Source organism: Lutibacter aestuarii (assembly GCF_042676885.1).
In the GTDB taxonomy this organism is placed as follows: Bacteria; Bacteroidota; Bacteroidia; order Flavobacteriales; family Flavobacteriaceae; genus Lutibacter; species Lutibacter aestuarii.
In genome coordinates, this window is sequence record NZ_JBHTIC010000020.1 from 46,284 (window position 1) to 70,616 (window position 24,333).

Annotated in this window: 17 protein-coding genes and 2 pseudogenes; 16 read left to right on the forward strand and 3 right to left on the reverse strand. The window is 33.9% G+C overall.

The window, feature by feature from the left end:
• The first annotated feature begins 7 nt into the window (after nt 1-7).
• The 16 genes and pseudogenes from ACFQZW_RS12740 to ACFQZW_RS12815 all read left to right on the forward strand — a co-directional run bounded on the left by ACFQZW_RS12740 (nt 8) and on the right by ACFQZW_RS12815 (nt 21,964).
• Nucleotides 8-1,090, forward strand: coding sequence for an AI-2E family transporter (locus tag ACFQZW_RS12740; RefSeq protein WP_298264102.1), 1,083 nt, complete (start codon nt 8-10; stop codon nt 1,088-1,090).
• 3 nt (nt 1,091-1,093) lie between these two features.
• A complete protein-coding gene (locus ACFQZW_RS12745) occupies nt 1,094-1,642 on the forward strand; it encodes a DUF1697 domain-containing protein (RefSeq protein WP_298264101.1) in 549 nt (182 codons plus the stop codon).
• Nucleotide 1,643: 1 nt separating this feature from the next.
• Nucleotides 1,644-2,828 carry a THUMP-like domain-containing protein gene (locus ACFQZW_RS12750; RefSeq protein WP_386783470.1) on the forward strand — a complete coding sequence of 395 codons (1,185 nt, stop codon included), beginning with the start codon at nt 1,644-1,646 and terminating at the stop codon, nt 2,826-2,828.
• A 206-nt stretch (nt 2,829-3,034) separates the two neighbouring features.
• Nucleotides 3,035-4,660, forward strand: coding sequence for an NADH-ubiquinone oxidoreductase-F iron-sulfur binding region domain-containing protein (locus tag ACFQZW_RS12755; protein ID WP_386783472.1), 1,626 nt, complete (start codon nt 3,035-3,037; stop codon nt 4,658-4,660).
• Between the two features lie 6 nt (nt 4,661-4,666).
• A complete protein-coding gene (fdhF, locus tag ACFQZW_RS12760) occupies nt 4,667-7,381 on the forward strand; it encodes a formate dehydrogenase subunit alpha (RefSeq protein ID WP_372801846.1) in 2,715 nt (904 codons plus the stop codon).
• Between the two features lie 10 nt (nt 7,382-7,391).
• A complete protein-coding gene (fdhD, locus tag ACFQZW_RS12765) occupies nt 7,392-8,171 on the forward strand; it encodes a formate dehydrogenase accessory sulfurtransferase FdhD (RefSeq protein ID WP_298264095.1) in 780 nt (259 codons plus the stop codon).
• Nucleotides 8,172-8,604: 433 nt separating this feature from the next.
• On the forward strand, nt 8,605-8,736 hold the full coding sequence (locus tag ACFQZW_RS12770; RefSeq protein WP_298264094.1) for a hypothetical protein: 132 nt from the start codon (nt 8,605-8,607) through the stop codon (nt 8,734-8,736).
• A 132-nt stretch (nt 8,737-8,868) separates the two neighbouring features.
• The gene (locus ACFQZW_RS12775; protein ID WP_298264093.1) at nt 8,869-9,372 is read left to right on the forward strand and encodes a hypothetical protein; all 504 of its coding nucleotides are present in this window, start codon (nt 8,869-8,871) and stop codon (nt 9,370-9,372) included.
• Nucleotides 9,373-9,791: 419 nt separating this feature from the next.
• Nucleotides 9,792-11,026 (forward strand): annotated as a pseudogene (locus tag ACFQZW_RS12780) (IS3 family transposase).
• 143 nt (nt 11,027-11,169) lie between these two features.
• A complete protein-coding gene (locus ACFQZW_RS12785) occupies nt 11,170-15,627 on the forward strand; it encodes a two-component regulator propeller domain-containing protein (protein WP_386783476.1) in 4,458 nt (1,485 codons plus the stop codon).
• Between the two features lie 150 nt (nt 15,628-15,777).
• On the forward strand, nt 15,778-15,912 hold the full coding sequence (locus ACFQZW_RS12790; protein WP_298288074.1) for a hypothetical protein: 135 nt from the start codon (nt 15,778-15,780) through the stop codon (nt 15,910-15,912).
• Between the two features lie 68 nt (nt 15,913-15,980).
• Nucleotides 15,981-16,943, forward strand: coding sequence for a DUF4412 domain-containing protein (locus ACFQZW_RS12795; RefSeq protein ID WP_386783479.1), 963 nt, complete (start codon nt 15,981-15,983; stop codon nt 16,941-16,943).
• A 29-nt stretch (nt 16,944-16,972) separates the two neighbouring features.
• The gene (locus tag ACFQZW_RS12800; RefSeq protein WP_386783481.1) at nt 16,973-17,716 is read left to right on the forward strand and encodes a hypothetical protein; all 744 of its coding nucleotides are present in this window, start codon (nt 16,973-16,975) and stop codon (nt 17,714-17,716) included.
• 9 nt (nt 17,717-17,725) lie between these two features.
• On the forward strand, nt 17,726-18,310 hold the full coding sequence (locus tag ACFQZW_RS12805) for a hypothetical protein (RefSeq protein ID WP_386783483.1): 585 nt from the start codon (nt 17,726-17,728) through the stop codon (nt 18,308-18,310).
• 19 nt (nt 18,311-18,329) lie between these two features.
• Nucleotides 18,330-21,395: a hypothetical protein gene (locus ACFQZW_RS12810; protein ID WP_386783485.1), complete on the forward strand. Its 3,066-nt coding sequence runs from the start codon at nt 18,330-18,332 to the stop codon at nt 21,393-21,395.
• A gap of 74 nt (nt 21,396-21,469) precedes the next feature.
• Nucleotides 21,470-21,964, forward strand: coding sequence for a hypothetical protein (locus tag ACFQZW_RS12815; RefSeq protein ID WP_386783487.1), 495 nt, complete (start codon nt 21,470-21,472; stop codon nt 21,962-21,964).
• 263 nt (nt 21,965-22,227) lie between these two features.
• On the opposite strand, the gene ACFQZW_RS12820 is transcribed toward ACFQZW_RS12815, so the two are convergent.
• The 3 genes and pseudogenes from ACFQZW_RS12820 to ACFQZW_RS12830 all read right to left on the reverse strand — a co-directional run bounded on the left by ACFQZW_RS12820 (nt 22,228) and on the right by ACFQZW_RS12830 (nt 23,850).
• Nucleotides 22,228-22,458: a HipA N-terminal domain-containing protein gene (locus ACFQZW_RS12820; RefSeq protein WP_386783489.1), complete on the reverse strand. Its 231-nt coding sequence runs from the start codon at nt 22,456-22,458 to the stop codon at nt 22,228-22,230.
• Nucleotides 22,445-22,675, reverse strand: a pseudogene (locus ACFQZW_RS12825) (helix-turn-helix domain-containing protein); the annotation flags it as partial. The gene ACFQZW_RS12820 and the pseudogene ACFQZW_RS12825, both read right to left, overlap by 14 nt.
• Before the next feature lie 329 nt (nt 22,676-23,004).
• Nucleotides 23,005-23,850: an RteC domain-containing protein gene (locus ACFQZW_RS12830; RefSeq protein WP_386783491.1), complete on the reverse strand. Its 846-nt coding sequence runs from the start codon at nt 23,848-23,850 to the stop codon at nt 23,005-23,007.
• Nucleotides 23,851-24,333: the final 483 nt, after the last annotated feature.

Here is a 24,333-nt window from a genome sequence, read left to right on the forward strand (position 1 = left end):
ACAACTAATGAATTCAAATACTATTTCAAATGGAATCATTAAAGCCATTGCAATATTAACTGGTATTTTTATCCTTTTATATTTCTTATATAAAATTCAATCAATAATCGTTTACATTGCAATTGCAGCAGTTATTTCATTAATTGGAAGCCCTATAATTCGTTTTTTAAAACTCAGATTAAAATTTCCCAACACCTTGGCAGTCATTTCAACAATGTTAATTTTTATTGGAATTTTTTCAGGTTTAATAAGCATGTTTATTCCTTTAATTATTGAACAGGGTCAAAATTTATCTTTATTAAACATTGAACAACTTCAATCTAACATTCAAAATTTACTAATTCAAATAAATGATTATTTTTTAGCAAAGGGAGTAGATATTTTAGATGAATTAAAACATGCTGATTTATTTCAAAATATGACTGCAATACCCAACTTACTAAACTCGGTAATTGGTACTTTAGGAAATTTAAGTATTGGATTGTTTTCTGTAATTTTTATTACTTTTTTCTTAATGAAAGACACCCATATTATGGAAAATTCTATGTATGTTTTAGTGAATGACAAAAGTGAAAATAAATTACGAAAATCTCTTAAAACCATCAATCATTTACTATCTCGTTATTTTATAGGGTTGGTTGTTCAAATCACTATTTTGTTTATTATTTATAGCATTACATTAGCAATCTTTGGAATTGAAAACACTATTGTCATCGCATTTTTATGTGCTTTGTTAAATCTTATTCCTTATATAGGTCCTTTAATTGGTGGTATTATTATGCTATTTTTAACTATGAGCAGTAATTTAGGGCAAGATTTTCAAACTGAAATTTTACCCACCACAATTTATGTAATGATTGGCTATATTATTGCGCAACTAATTGATAATTTTTTAAGTCAACCTTTAATATTTTCAAACAGTGTGAAATCTCATCCACTTGAAATATTTTTGGTAATTATGATTGCTGGAATATTATTTGGAGTTACAGGAATGATTGTAGCAATTCCAACATATACAGCTATAAAAGTAATTTTAAAAGCATTTTTAGCCGAAAACAAAATAGTAAAATCGTTAACAAAAGATTTGTAATTTATGAAAACCTATATTGCTTTTTTACGTGGTATAAATGTTTCGGGTAAAAACCTTATAAAAATGGTTGAGCTTAAACAATTATTTATCGATTGCGGATTTACTAAAGTTACAACCTATATTCAAAGTGGTAATGTAATTTTTAATGTAAGTGAAACAACAACATCAAAAATAGAACAAACTGTAATTGATGCCATTAGAAAAAAGTTTGATTATGAGGTTAAAGTTTTGGTGATATCAAAAAATGAATTAGAACGTATTTTTAAATCCAATCCCTTTATAAAAAATAATACTGAAATTGACATTTCAAAGTTGTGCGTTACCATGCTAAGTCAAAAAACGACTATTAATAATTTAGCTCCAATTAAAGAACTAGCTGCAAACTCAAAAGATGAGTTTATTTTGGATGATAAAAAAATTTATTTGAATTGCCCAAGTGGTTTTGGTAAAACCAAACTTACCAATAATTTATTTGAACACAAATTAAAAGTTGACGCTACAACACGAAACTGGAAAACAATTACAAAACTTGTAGAATTAAGTAATCAGTAAATTGAATATTGATATTTTAAATATAGAGGTTCAAGATTTTATCAATAAAAATCTAGAAACTAACCTAACTTCATTAATTTTAAAAGGGAGTCCGTTTAAAACTATTTCCATACAAGAAATTGCTGAGCAAATAGAAGCAAAAAAACGCTGCCAAAAAAAATTACCAACTTGGTTTAATTCACCTAACATCTATTATCCCAATAAATTAAATATTGAACAAACCTCTTCTGAAATAACAGCAGCCTATAAAGCTAAATTAGTTTCAGGAAATTCTTTAATTGATATTACAGGAGGATTTGGTGTAGATGCTTATTATTTTTCAAAAAAAATTAAAAATATAATCCATTATGAAATAAATAGTGAATTATCTCAAATTGTTTCTCAAAACCTTCAATCACTCAACACTCAAAACATTTATACTCATATAGGTAATGGCATTGAATTTCTAAAAAATTCAACTAATAATTTCGATTGGATATATGCAGATCCCTCACGAAGAAATGATACTAAAGGTAAAGTATTTTTATTAAAAGATTGCTTGCCAAATATACCTGATAACTTAACTTTTTTATTTAAAAAAGCTGATCATATTTTACTAAAAGTTTCTCCAATTTTAGATATTTCAAGTGCAATAAATGAATTAATTTTTGTAAAAGAAATACATATAATTGCAGTTAATAACGAAGTAAAAGAATTATTATTTGTATTAGAAAAAAACTACAATCAAACTATAAACACACAAACCTTAAATTTTAATAAAAATAATGTTCAACAATTTAATTTTAGCTATAAAAAAGAAGCTCAATCTACTTTTTCAGAACCTAAAAAATACTTGTTCGAACCCAATACAGCTATTTTAAAAGCCGGTGCATTTCACCAAATTTCAGAATTTTTAAAAGTTGATAAGTTACACGAACATTCTCACCTATACACTTCCAATTCACTAATTGATTTTCCAGGAAGAAGCTTCGAAATTTTGCATTGTATTTCTTATAATAAAAAACAACTAAAACATTTAATTCCTTCAAAAAAAGCAAACATAACAACACGTAATTTTCCTGAAACAGTAGCTCAAATCAGAAAAAAAACTGGGTTAAAAGACGGTGGTAATCAATATCTATTTTTCACCACTGATATAAATAACCATAAAATTGTATTGATCTGTAAGAAAATAGAAGTCCTTTAATTATTTTAATAACACATTTCTATACACCTTGTAAATAGGCTTTTAAAGTATAATCATTTTTAAGGATTGTTAAGTAATTTTACCTTTTACAAAATATCATTTAACTTTTGGAAAAAACCCAATTTTCAAAGTAAAATACTGTGTAACAATAGTTTTTGCATACATCAATTTTTTTTTAGTATTTTTAGCCTATTAGATACATTAAAATGGCAAATAAAAATATACGCTCTTTATCATCAAGAAAAGGATTGGATGATAATTTATTCGAAAATATTGCAGATTTATCGCATAGAGATGCTTCAAAAGAAGAGTTTCAAGCATTAGCAAAACGATTTATGGTTGATGACTCTGTAATTTTTGGAACTTCTTCTTTTTACGATTTTACAAAAGAAGAAAACCGAAATAAAAAAATACATGTTTGCAGTGGAACAGCTTGTATGGTTGCAAAAACACAAGTAGGTCTTCAAAAAAATATTGAACAACATTTTAAAAAAGAAGAAATTGGACATGCGGCTTGTGTTGGGCGTTGCCATACCAACAGTGCATTTATGTATAAGGGCAAAACCTATACTACTTCTAATAAACAAGAGTTATCAGCTATTATTTCTAACAACAATCACCAAGCAAACAACTACCATATTAATTGTAACACCGCCCCTATTTTAACTTCAAAAGTTGAAGATATTGTTAAATTTTATGCTTTAGTAAAAAAGTATAAAAACAATCCTAAACAAGTTATTCAAGAATTAAAAATTTCAAATTTAAGAGGACGCGGAGGAGCTGGTTTCCCTTTTTGGTTTAAATTAGATGCAGTTATTAAAGAAGATAACAACCAAAAATATATTGTTTGTAATGCTGATGAAGGCGATCCTGGAGCGTATTCAGACATGTATTTAATGGAGCATCAACCTCACAAAGTTTTGTTTGGAATGTATGTATCTGGACTTACTGTAGGAGCTAATACTGGTGTTTTATATATTAGAGGTGAATATCCAGATTCTATTAGAAATATCCAATATGCAATTGAAGAACTAAACGAAAAAAAATTAATTACCAATTTTAAATTTAAAATAATTAGAGGACAAGGTTCTTACGTTTGTGGAGAAGAAACTGCATTGTTAAATTCCATTGAAGGCTTAAGACCTGAAGTTAGGGTACGCCCTCCATATCCTGCTCAATATGGTTTATATGGCAAGCCAACCGTTTTAAGCAATGTTGAAACATTTGCAAATATTCATTGGATTTTAGAAAATGGAGGGGACAGTTACTCAAAACTTGGCACTAAACAATCAGCAGGCACTAAATTAGTTTCATTAGATAGTTTTTTTAATACCCCTGGAATGTATGAAATTGAAATGGGGACTGATTTGCATACCATTTTTTATGAATTTGGAAATGGATTCAAAGAAACTATTAAAGCTTTTCAAATTGGCGGTCCACTTGGCGGAATTGTTCCAATGAACAAAATAGGAGAATTAACACTCGATTTTGAGAGTTTTAATACAAAAGGCTTCTTACTGGGGCATGCTAGTGTAGTTTCTATTCCATCAGAATTTCCAATGATAAAATTTTTAGAGCACTTAATGGAGTTTACTGCTGATGAATCTTGTGGCAAATGTTACCCTTGTAGAATTGGTTCATTTAGAGGAATGGAAATGCTTCAAAAAGCTCAAAACGAAAACTATCGAATAAACCGTCAATTATTTGATGATTTATTAGAAACCTTAGAAATTGGTTCTTTATGTGCATTAGGCGGTGGAGTTCCTTTACCTGTTAAAAATGCACTTCAATATTTTTCTGAAGAATTATCCCAATATTTCACTTCAAAATAAACAACTATGACAGCTTATATCAATAATATTGCATATGAATTTAACCAAGGTGAAACTATTTTAGAGTTCATTAGAAGAATTGAACAAGATAAAAATGCAATTCCTACGATGTGTCAGGATAATCGCTTGGAAAATTTTGGTTCTTGTAGAGTTTGTTCGGTTGAAGTAGCTCGTGAAAAAGATGGTGTAACCAAAACTATGGCTTCTTGCCACACTCCTATTTCTGAAGGATTGTACATTTATCCTCACACAGAACGCATTCAAAAATTACGTAAAAATATTGTTGAACTTGTGTTAACAGATTACCCTTCAGACAAAGTTTTTCCTTCTGATAACAAAAGTGCTACTCCGTTCCAAAAAACAATTGCACAAATTGGCATTCCTAATGTTCGATATCCACAAGGTAAAAACCATTTAAACATACAACCAGACAGAGAGCATCCGTATATAAAATCTGATTTATCTCAATGCATCAATTGTTTTCGTTGTGTAAGAGCCTGTGAAGAAATTCAAGGAGAAATGATTTTAGGAATGTCTGGCAGAGGTTTTGCAACTAACATTATTAAAGGATTTGATACTACTTTTAATTTATCTGCTTGTGTTTCTTGTGGTGCTTGCGTACAAACTTGCCCAACAGAAGCTTTAACTGATAAATTTGAAACCAAAACATTAAAAGCCGATAAAACTGTAAGAACAACATGTACGTATTGTGGAGTTGGTTGTCAGTTAGATGTTTCAGTAATTAATGGAGAAATTAAAGGAATTCAAGCTCCAGAAACTGCCGAAGTCAACGAAGGTCATACCTGCTTAAAAGGTCGCTTTGCGTTTCAATTTTACAATCATCCTGATAGGTTAAAAGAGCCTATGATTAAAAAAAACGGAAAATTTGAAGTTGTTACTTGGGATGAAGCTTATGATTTTATTGCTAAAAAATTAAAAGAAATTAAAAACAACTACGGAGCAGATGCAATAGGCGGATTTTCTTCATCTAGAGCCACAAATGAAGAAAACTATTTAATGCAAAAAATGATTCGTGTAGCTATTGGAACAAACAATATAGATGGTTGTGCTAGAGTATGCCATGCACCAACAGCATTTGGTATGCAGCAATCATTTGGTACAGGTGCCGCAACAAATTCCATTGAAGATTTAAAACAAACCGATGCTATTTTCTTGTTTGGAGCCAACCCTGTAAAAGGACATCCTGTAACTGGAGCCAAAATAAAACAAGCTTTTATGAAAGGGGTCACTTCAATAGTAGTTGACCCTATTAAAACATCTTTGGCTGAATTAGCTGATTATCATTTGCAAATAAGACCTGGTACCAATGTTGCAATTTTAAATATGCTTGCCTATTTTATCATTAAAGAAGACTTGGTAAATCATCATTTTATCAATTCGTACACTGAAAAATATGAAGAATTTAAAGAACATGTTGATAATTTAGACATTAATGAGTTAGAAAAACTAACAGGTGTTTCAAAAGAATTAGCACAAAAAGCCGCAATAGCTTACGCAAAAGCTGAAAGAGCTATGGAATTTCACGGTTTAGGGGTTACCGAACACTTTCAAGGAAGTAAAACTGTAATGCTTCTTTCCAATTTAGCAATGATGACTGGAAATATTGGTAGAAAAGGAGTTGGATTAAATCCTTTACGAGGACAAAATAATGTACAAGGTGCTGCTGATATGGGGGTACAACCTCACCAAGGTGCTGGGTATTTAGATATTAACGATCCTAAAATTCAACAATATTATGCAGAAAAATATGGAGTTGATAAAATGCCCGAACATGAAGGTTTAAAAATACCTCAAATGTTAAATGCTGCAATAAATGGAAAATTAAAAGCCTTATATATTATGGGTGAAGACACCATAATGACAGACCCAAACACAAACCATAGTATTAAAGCCTTTGAAAATTTAGAATTAATTGTTGTCCAAGAATTATTTATGACCGCTACTTCCGAAATGGCAGATGTAGTATTACCTGCTTCCTCTTATTTTGAAAAAAATGGAACATTTACCAACGGAGAAAGAAGAATACAACGTGTTAATAAAGTAATTGAACCTATTGGAAATACAAAACCTGATGGACAAATTATTATAGACCTTATGAGTCGTTTAGGGTATCAACAGCCAACAGGCTTAACTTATGATGCTAAAGATGTAATTAAAGAAATTGCTGATGTTATTCCTTTTATGAAAGGTCTAACTTGGGAACGCTTGGGAGAAAATGGCTTACAATGGCCAATTCTTGAAGATGGTACCGATACACCTATGTTACATATTAATGGGAATTTTAAAAAAGGAATAGGAACTTTTCATTCATTTGATTTCGAAGAATCTCCAGAGATTGTTTCACATGGCAAAAAATATCCTTTTATTTTAACAACAGGAAGAGAATTAGAACATTACAATTCTGGAACCATGACTAGAAGAACTGATAACCAAACAATCCTTTCCGAAGATGTATTAGAAGTTCACCCTAAAGATGCTATAAGCAAAGGAATCAATGATAATGAAACCGTTAGAGTAATTTCTGACAGAGGAAGCGTTGTTATTCCTATTAAATATTCTAAAAACGTAAAAAGAGGGGTTTTAAGAACTACTTTTCATCAACCTGAGGTATTTATTAATATTATTACAGGAAGTGTTGGAGATAAAGAAACTTTAACTCCAGAGTACAAAGTTGTAGCGGTTGATTTTGAACGTCTTTAATTATTAATTTATGCAAACACTAACCTACGAAGGTTTACAAATAAAAAAAGGAACACTAAAAAAAGTAAAAGATGCACTTGTTGTTGAAGCAGCTCTTCAAATAAATATCAATAGCGAGCCCTATACAGTAGTTATGAGAACTCCTGGTGATGATATAGAATTAATACGTGGATTATTATATGCTGAAGATATTTATAAAGAAAAAGACAACGTAAATTTTGAATTGATTGAAAAGAGAGAAAATGGCTTTTCTATAATTAATACAATTATTCCTAAAACCAAGTTAGGAAAAGGTTACTTAAATAAAAGAACACTACTATCTGTATCTTCATGTGGGATTTGTGGCAAACAAAAATTAGATGATATCTCGGTCAATGGAATTAAGCTAAATAATAATTTTGATTTTGATTTTAACCGAATAGAAAACATGTTTTCTAAAATGAAAGAACAACAAGACACTTTCGAAATATCTGGTGGATCACATGCAGCTGCCTTATTTAATAGCAACTATCAAATTTTAAGTATTAAAGAAGATATTGGCCGACATAATGCTGTTGACAAAGTTATAGGAGAACTATTACAAAATAAAACATTAGATAAAGTAAATTGTATGTTAGTAAGTGGTAGAGTTTCGTACGAAATTATCTCAAAAGCATTTATTGCAAAAATTCCTTTCGTAATTGCAGTTTCAGCCTGCTCAAGCTTAGCAGTTGATTTTGCAAAAGAATTTGGAATTTGCCTAATAGGATTCTCAAGAGGAAAAAAAGCTACAATATATTCCAATAACTAAATTTAACAAAAAACATATTTTATCATATAAAATACGTGATTTCATCAATAAATGGTATTATTTTTAATATTTTACTTGCAAATATCAATATTATTTTTTACATTTGCTCTATAAGAGCGTCCCTATATATTGCAAATTTTTACGGAGAGGATTTGTAATTCAATCGTTTTTAAGATAAAATCACCCAATTTTATCTATTAAAAATTGATTTTTGAGCTTTTAAACATCTCCAAAATAGAAATTTTATTAAAAATTTTAAGAATATTTTAATTTTTATAAAATCAAGCTAAAGCCTTGTAAATTATAGAAATTTAATACTATTCAACCTCGTTATTTTTTAAAAACTACAAAAATAATGCAGGAATTCCTTTGTTTATACATAAGTTTTTAGTTATATTTGATGTTCTTACTAATCATTTAATTCTTACTAAAAATGAAAAAATTAAAATTAATTTTCGGATTGCTACTTGTAGCAGGATTTTTTGCAACAATTGTTTTAAGTTCAACTTCAGACAGCCAAGCTATTAAAAAGTCTGGTCAAATGTTTTTACCAACAAGAGGCTAGTCTTTATTTAAATATTTAGATTTAACATCTAAAATACCACAATAGTATCACATTATTGTGGTTTTTGTGTTTTTCATTTTGTGATTTTAATAATTTAACTATATTTGTTAGGCAAAATTAGTTATACAAGGCATGTTTAAAAATAATAAAAGATCATCGCTATTTATTGGAAGCATTATAATATTTTTAATCGTTATTACACCTTACTTATTATACTTTTACCAATCTGTCCCTGTATTATTTCCAGATGACCCTTATCAACCTGAAGACTGGAATACAATTATAGGTGTAATTAAGGGAGGGCATTATGTAAAGGCTCAAAACTACATCTACTACTTTTTTTCAAAATTTGTACCATTACTACTACTTTTTATCTGGTTCATTACAAATAAGCATTGGTGGGTTCATGCAATTTTAATTCCAATTTCAGTATACTTATTTCAGTTAATTGCGGTTATTAATGATAGCATACAGTATGTTGATACTGTAGAATTTATTTATACTATACCTATTGCAGCAATAATTATTGCCATTCTATATTTTATTCGAAGTAAAATGTCGCTATACATTAAAGCAATGGACTTAAAAAAAGAGATGGATCAAAAAATGAAGTTCCCAAAAAAGTTTAATGATTAAATACCTGAAAATTACCCCCTAGAAAACCCCAAATTATATTTATAAAATAATAATCAAAGTAAATTGGAAATTTGGAATTAAAAAATAGCGCATATTCAAACAATTTAATAGAAATTAAGCTCAACAACTATTTAAAACAAATAAATACTATAAATCAAAGAATTGTTTTTTTAAAAATTTTATTCATAATTGTAAGTATTGCGATGTTTAGCATTTGTATTTATAAATAATTTCTAGTACAATAACCCTTAATTAACTTTACTCTACAAATTTATATAGACAACTACTATATTCGGAATAGCTCTTGTAGTAACTTAATCATCTGTCTTTTGAAAAAGATTATTTTAAGATTGGACTTCCTATATTAGACTGGACATAAAGATGAGAGAATATGTTAGTTAGTTTTTATCTTAGCAATTATGAGAAGAAAATCTAAACATTACACTTTAGAATTTAAACAAAAAGCAGTCGAGTTAGTTATGCCAAAGGCAATGTAAAACAAGTATGTGAAGACTTGGACATATTTCCATCAGTATTTTACCGTTGGCGTTGAGAATTAAAAGATTACGGTAAGAACAGTTTTCCAGGCCGTGGTAATCCTAAAATGACCGATGAAGAAAAAGAGATAGCTCGATTAAAAAAGGATTTAAAAGAAGCCGAGTTAGAACGTGACATCTTAAAAAAGGCAATCAGCATATTCTCTGCGAGCGACAAGAAAAATACAGGTTTATAAAACAACCTCTTATGAGATTTCCTATCGAGACGATGTGTCAAATATTAAAAGTAAGCAAAAGCGGTTATTACCTACCATTGGTTACAATCAGGACCAAGTAAATTATGGTTAGAAAATCAAAAAATAACTACGCTTATTAAATCTATATTTAAAGATAGTTTTCAAAGCTATGGTTCACCTAGAATAAAAACAGAGCTGGAGTCATTAGGTTATAAAATATCAAAGCCTAGAGTGGCTCGTATTATGAGTGCTAATTATTTGTTTGCAAAACGAAAACGTAAGTTTAAAGCAACCACCGATAATAAGCATAATTACCCAATAACAACTAATTTATTAAACCAAAATTTTGAAGTAAGCAGGCAGAATCAAGTTTGGGTAAGTGATATTACCTATATAAAAACCAAATATGGCTGGTTATACCTTACTGTCATTATTGATTTGTTTAACCGCAAAGTTGTTGGATAGGCTCTAAGTGACAATCTGAGCACAGAGGATACTATTATTAAAGCTTGGTATATGGCTATAAAGAAAACAACCTTAACCCAGCCTTTAATTTTTCATTCCGATCGAGGCATACAATATGCCAGCCATAAGTTTACCTCTTTAATTAAAAGTTACAATGGTTTAGTAAACCAATCAATGAGTAGAACTTCGAAGCACATCACGAATACCTTAATTAAAAATAAAATGTAATGAGTAAAAGGTAATTGCTGGGATTATGCTATTGCAGAATCCTTCTTTAAATCATTAAAGGTAGAATGGGTTTATAGGCACAATTATAAATTGAGATCTGAAACGGAGTTATCCATCTTTGGATGTATAGAAACTTGGTACAACAATAAAAGATGACATTCCTTTTTAGGGAATAGAACTATAAGAGAATTTGAATTAGATATGTATAACCTCAAACTAGCAACATAGTCATTCAACTAATTGTTCAGTTTTTTGTTGCAAGTCCAAAAAAAGAGTATATTGTAAAGACTAAACCTTAATCGTTAAGAGCATTGCATATTATTTGCGACCATAAATATCATGTCCTGTCTGTCCCTTTTAAGATAATAATCATGATTCTCTATATTGGGAATTATATATCGGGTAATGCACAAAATTCATCAATAATTCAAGATAGGTTCTCATTTAACGATCTTACAGTAAACGATGGTCTTTCCCAAAACAGTGTGGTTAGCATAGCCCAAGACACTACCGGATTTCTTTGGTTTGCCACACAGGACGGACTCAATCAATATGACGGTAGGGAATTCAAAATTTTCCAAGAACAATTCGAAGACGTAACCAGACCTTCGTATAGTAAACTGGGCAAAGTCTACATTGATAAAAAAAACACCTTGTGGGCCATTACCAACCCTGGAGTCTTACAATTTTATGACTCAAGAAATGAGAAGTTTCAAAAAGTGCAGGCCATTGATAGTGCTAGTATCATCTATGAAGATGCTGAGAAAAGTCTTTATGTGGGCACTTTTGGAAATGGCCTTTACAGGATACCCTATAATGTAGAGGACACTTTACAGGTTTTGGATAAAGTAGACCAAAGTCTGAGTATTTATGACCTCATAGAATACAAAAAAGACATTTGGATCGCCGCTTCGGGAGGGGTGTTCAAGTTGAATACAAAAGAAAACACCTTGGACAAGGTTCATAGCATGTCTGGAATCAATTTTAGTTCCTTTAGTCAAAAAGACGATAAAATCTATGTGGGAAGCTATGGAAATGGACTCTTTATGTCCTCATATGATGATGGTCTAGAACAGTTCAAGGGGTTCGGTCAGGAAATATTCCCAAAAGATTTAGTCATCCTGGATCTATTGGTGGATAAAAATAGTAGGCTTTGGGTAGCCACCTATGGTCAAGGACTGTACATTATTGATTTCTCTTCAGAAAGTATCAGCCATTTTATGGCAAACAAGAATAACCCGAACGCCATTCACTATAACGACATACTATCCTTATTTGAAGATAATTCAGGAACAGTTTGGCTGGGTACAGACGGGGCAGGTCTAAGCTATTTTGACCAATACCTTACAAAATTTAACACGCTTATCAGTAAACAACTCCCACAAGATATCCATGTGGATGTTATCAGGGCTATTGCAGAGGAGAATGGTACTATCTGGCTAGGAACATCGGGAAAGGGGTTAACAAAAGCCCGTTTGGATACCCGGGAATACAAAACCATCAAAGCTGAAACCTCCAATTTATTGGGAAATCGGATTATGTCCCTCTATTACGATGGTAAGACTCTTTGGATCGGTCATCAGGGTTATGGTTTGCAAATGATGGATTCCGACGGTAGGATAACCACTACCCCGGAAACGCAAAACATGACCATTTGGAAAATTCTAAATGCCCCAAAAGATCGCTTATGGTTATGTACCCGTAATCAGGGATTAATTCTCTATGACAAATCGAAAGGAAAAACGATCCAATATACCACGCATAACTCAACACTGACATCTAACAATATACGAACCGCCGAACCCGGAAAGCAGAATATCCTCTGGATAGGAACCGAACAAAACGGCCTCTTTTCTTTGGATATGACAACCCATATCATTACTGAAATCAAATCGGTGCCTGATAAAATTAAATCTCTGTATTATAAAGCAGATACCCTTTGGATAGGCACTAATGGGAACGGACTGAAATCTTATGTCCCATCCAATGGGAACATACAGCACTTTACCACTCGGGACGGCCTCCCTAATAATGTCATATATGGTATTCTACCGGATATAGGAAATAATTTATGGTTGAGCACCAATAAGGGGATTTCTAAATTTTCCAGTATAAACGGGAAACCCTCTATTGAGAATTATGAAAATTATGATGGCCTGCAATCCTATGAATTCAATACCGGGGCCTACTTTAAAGGAAGCGATGGCACACTCTACTTCGGTGGACTGGAAGGGCTAAACTGGTTCAAGCCGGAGCAACTGAAGACCAATCCTTTCAAACCCAAAACTGTAATCACCAATGTAAAGGTTTTCAATACAAGTCGTAACCTTACAGAAAATGTTCCTTTAAAGCACACGCAAAACACTATCACCTTCACCTTTTCATCTCTGCAGTTTTCTCAACCCAAATTGAATGAGTATAAATACCGTTTAGCAGGCCATGATGAAGGCTGGGTTTATGCGGGGAACAACAATGAGGTACGCTATACCAATCTACCCCCCGGCAAATATAATTTTCAAGTGATTTCTAGTAACTATGATGGGGTTTGGGGTAATGTACCTGCTGTCTATGATTTTGAAATTGAACAGCCGTGGCACTTTACAAATATGGCCGTGGCCGTATTTATCACATTTATCTTCCAAGGATGCTTTATTGCCATTGGTATTTTTATGCTACTGCTGTATTTTAGATTAAGGAAGCAGGATTATGTATTGTACAGTGTTTATATTTTGATATTTGCCACCTATTTCTTTTTAAGAATAGACCTTAAATTAGAATTGCAGCTGTTTTTTAAAAATTATAATACCACCTATTATTTTTTGGCTCCACTGTTATTTTTAATATCAGGAATTTTTATTGCTTTTGTAGACTCATTTGCGGAAATTCGGGAACATCATGCCAAATTTTCACGAGAACTCAAGTGGTTTTCCATTGCCACCTATGTAGCTGCAATTTCTATATTCCTTTATGTACTCCTGACCAAAGATTTTTTATTGGTAAAAAGACACTTAAACTTGCTTTTACTACCCTTACATTTATATGGAATTTATGCCGTGATCAGAGCCTTCATTGTGGTAAAATCTCCATTACGGTATTATATTTTCCTTGGAAATTTTTTCCTTATAGGATTTAGCATGGTTGCTTTAAATTTAGGGAATCAGGATACATTTTCAGGGGGTGTGGAATCCAACAACGTTTTTGGCTTTTATAGTTTCAATATTTCCCAATTAGGAGTTTTCTTGGAACTACTTGTATTTTCCATGGGACTGGGCCACAAATTTTACCATATTGAAATGGAAAAAAACAGATTTCAAAAGCTTGATGAACTAAAGACAAAACTCTACACGGATATTTCCCATGAAATACGAACCCCACTCACCCTTATTTCGGGGCCAATAGAGCATCAATTGAGCCGAACAGATCTTTCCGATGAGGATGAAAAAGAACTTTCCCTCATTAAAAACAATGCCCAAAGACTACTAGGGCTGGTCAATCAAATGTTGGACCTATCCATGATAGATTCTGGCCATCTACAGCTCAATGTTGCCAAGGGAGATCTAAGGGGACTGTTGGTACAGCTGATAGAAGCTTTTGGATATATCGCCAAGGAAAAACACATCACCATTACCTACAGCTTCAAAAAGATTGACAATGCTTGGTTTGATAGGGACGTGATTGAAAAAATAATATCCAATCTATTGTCAAATGCCGTAAAATACGCTCCGAAGAATAGTGAAGTCCTAGTGAACGCGGAGCGGACAGAGGACAGTTTTGTTTTTTCCATTCTGAATTCCACCAACGAGATGGAAATTGAAGATTTGAGCAAACTGTTCCAACGTTTTTACCAGAACAATGAGTCAGCCGAAGGAGTCGGGGTGGGTCTGGCTCTGGTCAGGGAACTCGTGGACCTGTCTATGGGAAGTATTATTGCAAACAATATTGGAGAAGACAAAATCCAGTTTACCCTTACCATACCCATTACCCAGGAGAGCTATGATACAAATACATTAAAACATTTCCCTATACCGGATAGTGACCCCATAGACTCCGTCGAAGCCATATTGCAGCCAGCCCAAAAAGCTTCTTTACTTATTGTAGAAGACGATAAGGATGTTTTAAAATATACCATGTCTATTTTTAATGATGATTATAAGGTCATGAAGGCCAGAAATGGAAAAGAAGGTTTTGAAATGGCTTTGAAGAACCTTCCCGACCTCATTATAAGCGATGTCATGATGCCCGTGCAAAATGGTATTGAATTCTGCAAACAAATAAAGGGTAATCAATTAACCAGTCATGTACCTGTATTATTACTGACTGCAAAAGCCAGTGAAGAAAACCAGTTGAAGGGTCTTGAAACTGGTGCTGATGCCTATGTAACAAAGCCCTTTAATCCTAATATTTTAAAGGTTCGGGTGGAAAAGCTTTTGGAGAACAGAAGACGGCTTCGGGAGCATTACTCCAAAACTTTTAAGGTAGACCCCGGACTTGTTCCCACAAAAATAGAAGCCGAATTTTTAACACGTCTCCAGCAGGTTTTGGATAAACACATTACTTCTCCTGAATTTACGAGCGAAAGGTTCTCTAAACTCATGCACATAAGCCGCTCACAATTACACAAAAAACTTAGTGCTATTACAGGAATGTCGACCACAGAATTTGTTCGGATGCAGCGCATTAACCTGGCTAAGGAACTATTACGCAAATCTGATGCCTCCATTTCTGAAATTGCTTATCAAGTTGGATTCAACACGCCTTCCTACTTCAACAAATGTTTTAAGGAAATAGAAGGCTGTACTCCTAATGAATATATTTGTAAACCACAGTAAATAAATGGTTTAAAACTGTTGTAAACATATGTTCTATCATTGAAAACATATATTCTATCCATAAAGTATTTTCCGTTCTAATTTAGTATTCCATTAAATGATCACATCAACTTAGGATATTCCTAAAGAACATAAACAAGAGACAAGAGAATGGAACACGATAAGATTTATATGAGTATAGACCATCTGAAAAATGGGAAATACCAACTCAACATTCTATTGGAAAACAAAGTTGTACAGACCTTAGTAATCAATAAAGAAGAAAATATCGCATCAAAAATGTAACGGAAAGACACAGCCCCTTCTCAGTCTGTTATCTCAATGAAATATAAAGAATAATTAATACTACTATTATGAAAAAAAGATTTTTATTACTGATGATATGTGGACTTGCAGTATCCTATTCAGCAGAGGCTCAGTTTCTGAAGAAATTGAAGAAAAAGGCAAAGGAAGCAGTTGAGCGGACCATCTTAAACCGTACGGATGAAGAGGTTTCAAAAGGAACGGACAAGGCCATAGACTCCATTACCCAAGGAAAAAAAGGGAACAAAACAACTAAGAACAAAACCACAGGGAGCACTATAGGCGGAAACACCTCCAAGAACATAGGCGAGACCGAAAAAAACCTAGATCAGCAAAAGCAAAATAAGGCTAAAGAAGCTGCTATTCAGAAAAAAATGACAGGTATGCTTGCAGGTGCTTCTGGATTAAAAGGAATTCCCGATGTTTATGAATTCTCCTATAGGGCCACCATGAAAATCACCTCCCAAAAAGAGGAGACAGAAATCCAATATTGGATGGAACCGGGCCAACGTTATTTTGGCAACAAGTACGATCAGGGCCAGACCAATAGCATTGCCGTTATGGACTTGGAAAACCAAGCCATGGTCATGTTCAACGACGATGGGAAACGTAAGACCGCCATGAAAATTCCTTCCAGTAAAAAAATGATTGAAAAACTGACCAAAAAAATGGAGGAAAAAAACCAAAAAGCCATGGAGGACATTAAGATTACCCCCATTGCCGATAAGGTTATTTTGGGCTACGTATGCAAAGGCTATCAGATTACCAGTAAAGATGGCATCTCCAAAGTATGGATTACCAATGATACCCCGGTGGGGTATTTAGGCGGCATAGCCAATGCCGAGAATCTTCCATCTAGCATATTGCCGCTTGGTGAGAACACCATGTTCATGGAAATGCATTTTGAGTCTGCCAAGAAGAAAAAGGACAACTTTAGTATGGTATGCATCGAACTCAAGGAAGAAGGTATGACCATAAAGAAAGAAGAATACACCACCATGGGCGGGTTTTAATAAAATTGAACCATTATAAAATGTAACACATGAAAAAAATATTAGTTTACACAATACTCTTTCTGCTCATAAGTACTGGAACAAAGGCACAAGAACTTAACCTCGGTGACATCATGGGCGAAGCGCAGGAATTTTTTGGAGAGGCGCAGAAAAAAGCAGATACTGAGGCCCAGAAAAAGTTTGAGGCCGCATTTAAAGACAAGTTCAAAAGAATGGGGGCATACTTGGAACAACTGGATAACTATTCTGCCGAGACCAAATGCACCTATATGATCTTTAAATATCAAATGTCAGTCGATTCTTTGATAGCAACAACCGCAGCAGAAAAGAATTGTAAAAGAAAATATGATTTATACGGCATGCAACTTATGTCTAAGATATCCTCCACTAGTATAATGTACTGTACAGAGGATTTATATAATCTGTTTTCGTCAGAAAATACAAAAGAAGAAAAGGAAAAAATAAATCAATTAACAACCGACATAGCTGAAATACTCGACAGGGGAGGAAGAATGATGGTGTCTAATATATTTGCTGGAAGAAAGGACATGAAAAATATACCTGACATTGAGCGAACGTTTCTTATGTTTTATGCAGAAGGTGAAAAGATTTCAGACGATTCCGCAAAATTTTCCGATAGGGAGAATGAGGTTTCTAAACCCATCTTGGCAGTACTATTGAAACACTTTCATCCCATAAGCCTTCTTCGTAGCACCGCTGAAATAAGTAAACAAATGGACAAAATTAAACCTTGTGCCCAGGCCACGCATTAACCTTTTCCTATGAAAATCATTATATCATCATTCATTATTCCAATGGTCTTGCTTCTAATTATTTCTTGTGGGAGTAAAGAAGATAATAAAACAGAACCAAAAACCTCTAGCACCAATGATTTGGTCAAAACAGTTGAGGACATCCAAGACAATAAGAGAACACTGGTTAATGAAACACCGCTTACCAAAGAACAGTTTGAAGCTTGGATGCCCAAAACGGTGTTGGGCATGCCCTTGACCTCTTCCGCCATTAACGTGATTTCGGGAATGGGTTCCTGTGGTGGTACCTACAGTGTAAACAATAGAAGGGTAAGGGTAATGGTCATTGATGGCGCTGGCGAAAAGGGAAACAACGCCGTGAGCACCTACCGGTTTTCCAGCACTAGAGAATACGATGAAAAAGGTTCCTGGGGCTATACCAAAAGTAACATGATCAACGGCATCAAGGTAAAGGAGTCCGGCTTGAAGAGTGGTAAATTTAGCTTGTCCATGTTCTATAACAACCGATTTGCCGTTGATGTGGAAACCTATGAAGTGAGCCATGATGAATTGGAGCAAATCGTAAAGGATTTGAATTTAGAGCAACTTCACTAATCCAACCAACCTTATCTGTATGAAAGACCATAATACACCATTCGTTTCCAATACCTCCCGCAGGGATTTTTTCAAACAATTGGTATTGGCCGGTTCAGGACTGTACCTATCGCCCTTGCTATTTCAAAGCTGCAATACCGAAGATTTGGGCAGACCTCCCTTTGGGGTTTGGGAAGATATGATCAAAATGTTGGAGCAGAGTCCGGATCACTTGGTCGGCCGGCGCAAAGTGCTTGTAGCCTCCAAAAACCCTAAGGCCATGACGGAATTCGTAAGGGACAGTTTCCAAATACTGCCATCCAAACGTGATTTTTATAAATACATCGCCACCGAAACCCAGTATGGTACCGAAATGGCTTTGCGTTGTGGACTCGCCACACCTAGGGAAAAGGCCGAAATATTGAAAAACATGTTGGTAGAAGCCGGTTTTGAGGCCAGAGTGGTTTGGGAAACCACCACTATTTCGTTGGACAAGGTCAAGGACATTACTTTTAGACAATACATCCCGGAATTTGACCCGCCCATTTCCAACCGTAAAATGCGTAAATGGCATAAAGCTTTGGGCGTTACGGAAACAAACAGGAGCTTTGAAACCATTCCGGATTTTCAACAAAAAACGGAGGCATTGGCCAATGACCTATTGGGGCAGATCAAGGAAGAATATATCCGTGAGAAACCAACCGAACAAGGATTTGATGAAAAAGGCATTCCTTCGGTGGTCTTTTATGAAAACGAAGAAGAAAAATATGCGCACATATTTGACCCCGAAGTCCCCTTTGGCCAGCTGCACCCTACCAATGAAAATAAAGAGCTCAAAGACGCCAGAGAATTTAAGGAACCCAAGGAACAGGACATTACAGTTACCCTCTCTTGCAGGAACGTTATGGATAAATGGAACGAAACCACATTGGTTTCAGGAACTTGGAAATTATCAGAATTATTGGGCAATCAGCTACAGGTACAATTTCTGAACAATATGACGTTCGGGGACCAGGCCACAAAATCAGTTTCCCAAATATCCAATTTTACCCCGTGTTTGGCTCTTCAGGATATCCATAAAGATGTTAGCTATGTAGAGAAACGCTCCTTTTTGGGCGAGCCCATTACTTTGGAGGGCGAAAAAGTATTGGAACGCTACACACCGATCGTACCGTCCGAAGAGGAGTTGACGGTGGCCTTAAACAATATTCGTTCATTGGAAGGAAAGGTTTATCCGCAAGCTTTTCCAAAGGTGAGACTGGAGCTGGAACCAAAAGATGCCGAGGGAAATATTGTCGGGGGGCTTTCCATAGGCAATTTTGAGCTTGTGGACAATGGGCAACCCATTGTAGGTTGGATGAAACAAAACTCCATTTCACCAAAAATACTTTTGATGTACGATACCTCCGGTAGTATGCCTAAAGCATATCGGGGAGATGGCATCAAGGAGTTTTTGACACAAACCGAGGGGATGATACGGGAAGCTTACCCTTCGGCTCAAGTATTCCTACAAGAAACAGATTCAACACTCTATACCTCCTTATTAAATGGAAAGCAATTTGATGCTGATTTGATTCTTTATGCTACGGACGGAGAGAACAGTGATGAGTACGATACCTCATATGAGTCCATATATAATGCCGGACCACCAGCCATCCTGCTGAATGTATATAACAAAGAAATACATTATAAGCGTTTAAGAGAAAATATAGACTTTACGGAAATAGCTGCGGATGATCAGGAAACGACCATTGCAGAAATTAAAAAATACGTAGATCAGTTAAGTTTTCCCACTTATGTACTCACCTACAATTCTTTTGAAGAGGATAAAGATCACAAGCTCATCGTAAAAATCAAAGGGACCGAGCACCAAATTGAACTACCTTATAACTTCCCTATGAACGATAATGTTCTGGGAAACCGTATGATCGGGCTCTACCTGACCATCAAGGGAAAAGGTATGGGTACAATTAAAAGAGTGTTGGCCGGGTATGAACCCCATTTGGACCGCAACGGAGCCCACATAAAACCTAACCGTCAAATGATACATGAAGTGCACGAAACGTTGTTAGGCGGTCTAGTCATGTCCTTTGAACGGGAAGCTCCCACCCTTTCGCTCCAACTTACCGAATACTTACAAACCCTGTTGAGCAATCGGGAATGGTTTGAGGCATATCAGGACAACAACATACCCAAGGCACTGGAGGAATTGGGCAAGGGTACTTTAAGTTATCCTCAGATTCTATTGTCCATGATGCAGCCTTTACAAGATCAGGCCACAGAAAAAGCCATTACCTACCCCAAAGGATTTAGAACATGCATTATAAAGGCCATACCAGGCTATTACAATAAAAAAACTAGAATATCCTTCGATTATCTGCCCACCTCAGAATATCTCTCGGTAACACGGAGTGGAGAGGGAGGTTTTAGGGAAACCCTTAAAAAAACGGCACAACTGGCCATTTTGGAGGGTCATATGTTTGATGATAGTGCTTATTCCCATTTGAAAGGAAAACCCTTACTATTGAACATGGATAGCGGAAGTGATGAACAATTTGTAAAAAAGGCCTATAAGGAAAACTTTCTTCACTATTACTCTATTCTACTGGGCCGTTCGGAATTGAAATTTGTAGATACCACACTACAGACAAAATCTATTTGGAAGATAGACCGTACGAATGGAGAACTCTATGGTATATTGCCCGACGAAACGGGAGGGGGAGGCAGCACTACAGAAGAACAGCTGAAGGCGTTACAGGTCGTTGTACAGGAATATTCAAAATTGGTTGCCAGAATGAACCTTGGTATGACGATGACGGGAATTGGTACCATGCCCATTGGAATAGTTGCCACATATAGCATTACCCTTGTCAAGTTATATGCTTTGGCCTCACAAGCTATCATAATAATGGATGCGGGTGGTATGGATGAAAAAATAAACGAAGCCCTGGGAGCTTTAGCATGCGATGTTTACAAAGAAATCCTTTATTCCAGCATGGGGAGAATCGGCACTGCCATAAGTACTCTTGAAAATATCAATGCAGCTTCTCCGGGGAACAGCACCATTGAAAAACTTATCGCAGGATTTTCAGTTTCATGTTCCTGAATATTAAAAGTCCAATTCTAAAATTGATGTTGAACCTAATAATGAATAAATATTAACTTTTAAATAATATAACTATGAAAACACAGATGAAAACAATGATTTTTTTGATTCTATTGGTATGGGCTGTAAATCCAAATGCTAACGCCCAAACCAAACTTTCCAATGGAAAAGACGTATTGTTGGTAGTAGATAATTCCAATAAAAAATTGACGGACATTATACCTTTTGATAAAAGCAATGCTAAAAACTTAGCAAGGAAATATCCAAAAAGTACCTTTTATTCCGGTAAACTATATAAGAATGGCGCAAGATCAACAAGGAAGACAAAATCTTTACCGCTTAAAGGTGCACGGAGTTTTAATATAGACTTACAGAATGCCCTTATTACAGCCAATGTAAAAAAACCCTATCTTCCGGGAGATACATTCATTCCAGGTGATTCATTCCTTCCTGGTGATACATTCATTCCGGGAGATACATTCATTCCTGGTGATACATTCATTCCTGGTGATCAATTTGTTATAATGTTTGATAAAAAAAGCCAGCAAGTGGTATTAAAGTTAAAATAACCTACCCTTATACGGTCTATAATAATCTTAGTCATTACAAAAAAAAGCCCGATACGATAGGTGTCGGGCTTTCAAGGAAGGTGATGCATATAGTTTTACCTTGGTACGGTTATAAGCCATAGCCTCTGAAAACATCATCTTGATGTCAACAGAAAAAATGGACGAACAACTTACAGCTGCAATGCAACAACTTGCCTGTAATGTTTTAAAGGGAATTGCAGTTTCTACAACCGTGGAACCCGTATCAAAAAGTAATCGTGGAATTAAATTTCTAATCGCGACAATGGGTAACCTTCTGGAATTAACCCCTCAAAAAAAGGAAATAGCCTTTTGTCTCTATATACTTTATCACTGATCGGCATTGTAAATGTGATAAATTGATTGGGGTACTTACTTATATAATTTGTATCATAATGAAAAGTATAATCACCATCATTGGTTTCTGTTAAAACTCCTGCCAAAATGTTATTATAATAGATTTTAGCTTTTCTCATCATAACCTATATTTGAATTAAGTAAGCGCTCATCTACCAGAGTTAATACATACCCGAACATTTTTAATACTAAATTTACTTTTTCTAAATTTAAATCGTTTTTCCCTTGTTCTATTTTCCGAACAACCGTTAAGGCAACTCCTGCCCTTTCTGCAAACTCTTCTTGAGTCAAGTGAACTTCTTTCCTACGCTCTTTAACAAACTCTTGTAATGATTGATGTTGGCATTTGTAAAATTCATTTTAATTAAAGAAGCTGCAGAATGCCCCCACAATTCATACAGCCTCTTCTTGTTGATTTAGCTCACGAACTTTACTATTTTGATAAACTAGTGTTCGTGAATCGTTGATTTGATTTTTGTATTGCAAATGTGAGTGTGTTTTTTTGAACTATTTCGATATGTACTAGGTAGTAACGAAAAATATTTTTTACATATTTCAAGAGTATTAGTGTAGTTTTTAGAATAAAACAAGCATTATAAAGCTAACTCTAGCACTATAATTTCACCTAAAAACTACTATCGTAGTTACGTATGTATTACAAATAGCTATAAACTATCATCATAATCGAGTTTAGCTTGTAAACTCTGGACTAATTTGTTGAGAAATTTAGTTCTGTCTTTACTTCGATTCTTGATTTCTGAATAGGTTTTATAAAAATTACCCAATTCTACATTAAATAGTTCTGAAAGGACCTTAGAGATTTGATTGATATTTCCTACTCCGCCATCTATAGCTCCAGAAACTTTTAACGCATAAATTAATTCTATTAAATCGGTTTTAGATGCTGTCCAATTGATATTCCAATCTATAGATGATTCTGCTGAGGTATTGAAATGACCGCTTTCAATTTTCTTAAAGTTTAAAAGCTCTTTTTTGTAAAACTCTGTCAATAAATCATAACTCAACACCTTAGATGCTAAAAGACAATGACTCGTAAAAAACTCAGGATCTAAGGATGGGATTAGACTCACATTGAATAATTCTAGTTGCTCATTTCCTCTTAGAAAATAAATATGATCTAACACTGTCTCTTTTTGCTTGTAGTATTTATAGAAGACTATATTCTTCCTTTTATGAGATTCCAGCTTTTTCAATACAGACTTTACATATTGATTTTGAACACTTATTGATGAATTCGGTTTTAAAACCTCATACTCTAGTTGCTCTGAATAAAAAGTTAAATCTGCACAAATCTTTGGTTTTACATTTTTAAAAAAATGAACTTCATCTTTATCAGATTCAAAATGATTTTCACGTATAAAAAGCCTAAGTTCATACAGAAAAACCTTTGCTTTATGTATATGCTTTTTAAGTATTTCTACTTTAGAACCTACCTCTTGGGCAGTTCTTTTTTGTTGAGACTCATAGTTCTCAATTGAAGGGGACATCATTTCATAGTTTTTTAGCACCTCAATTTTGTAAAAAAACCGAAACACCAAATATAATACACTGAAAATGAATATATTATTTAAATAACATAGAATTAACCTATGATGATGGGATACCTGCGAATAGCACAATAAATTATAACACTCAAACTGACTATAACCAATTTATTGATGAAGATGTTACTTTTAGAAGTAAAGACATTGATGACTTAAAAATTATTTGGAAGCCTGAAAAAATAATTTATTCTGACAACTCAACATTAGAATAATATAATCAAATTTTAGAAGAATATTTTAATATTTGTTTGGTGTCATTAATTTGAGAACCTTTTTTAATTCATTTACCTACCTCAACAACTGGAATTATTTGATTAATGATATTAGTCATAAGATTCTAACCAGTAATTCAATAATTTTAGTTGTTAATTTTATGTTTTAATTATGGAAAATGAAAGTATCATTAGAATTAAATACCTCCTTATAGTA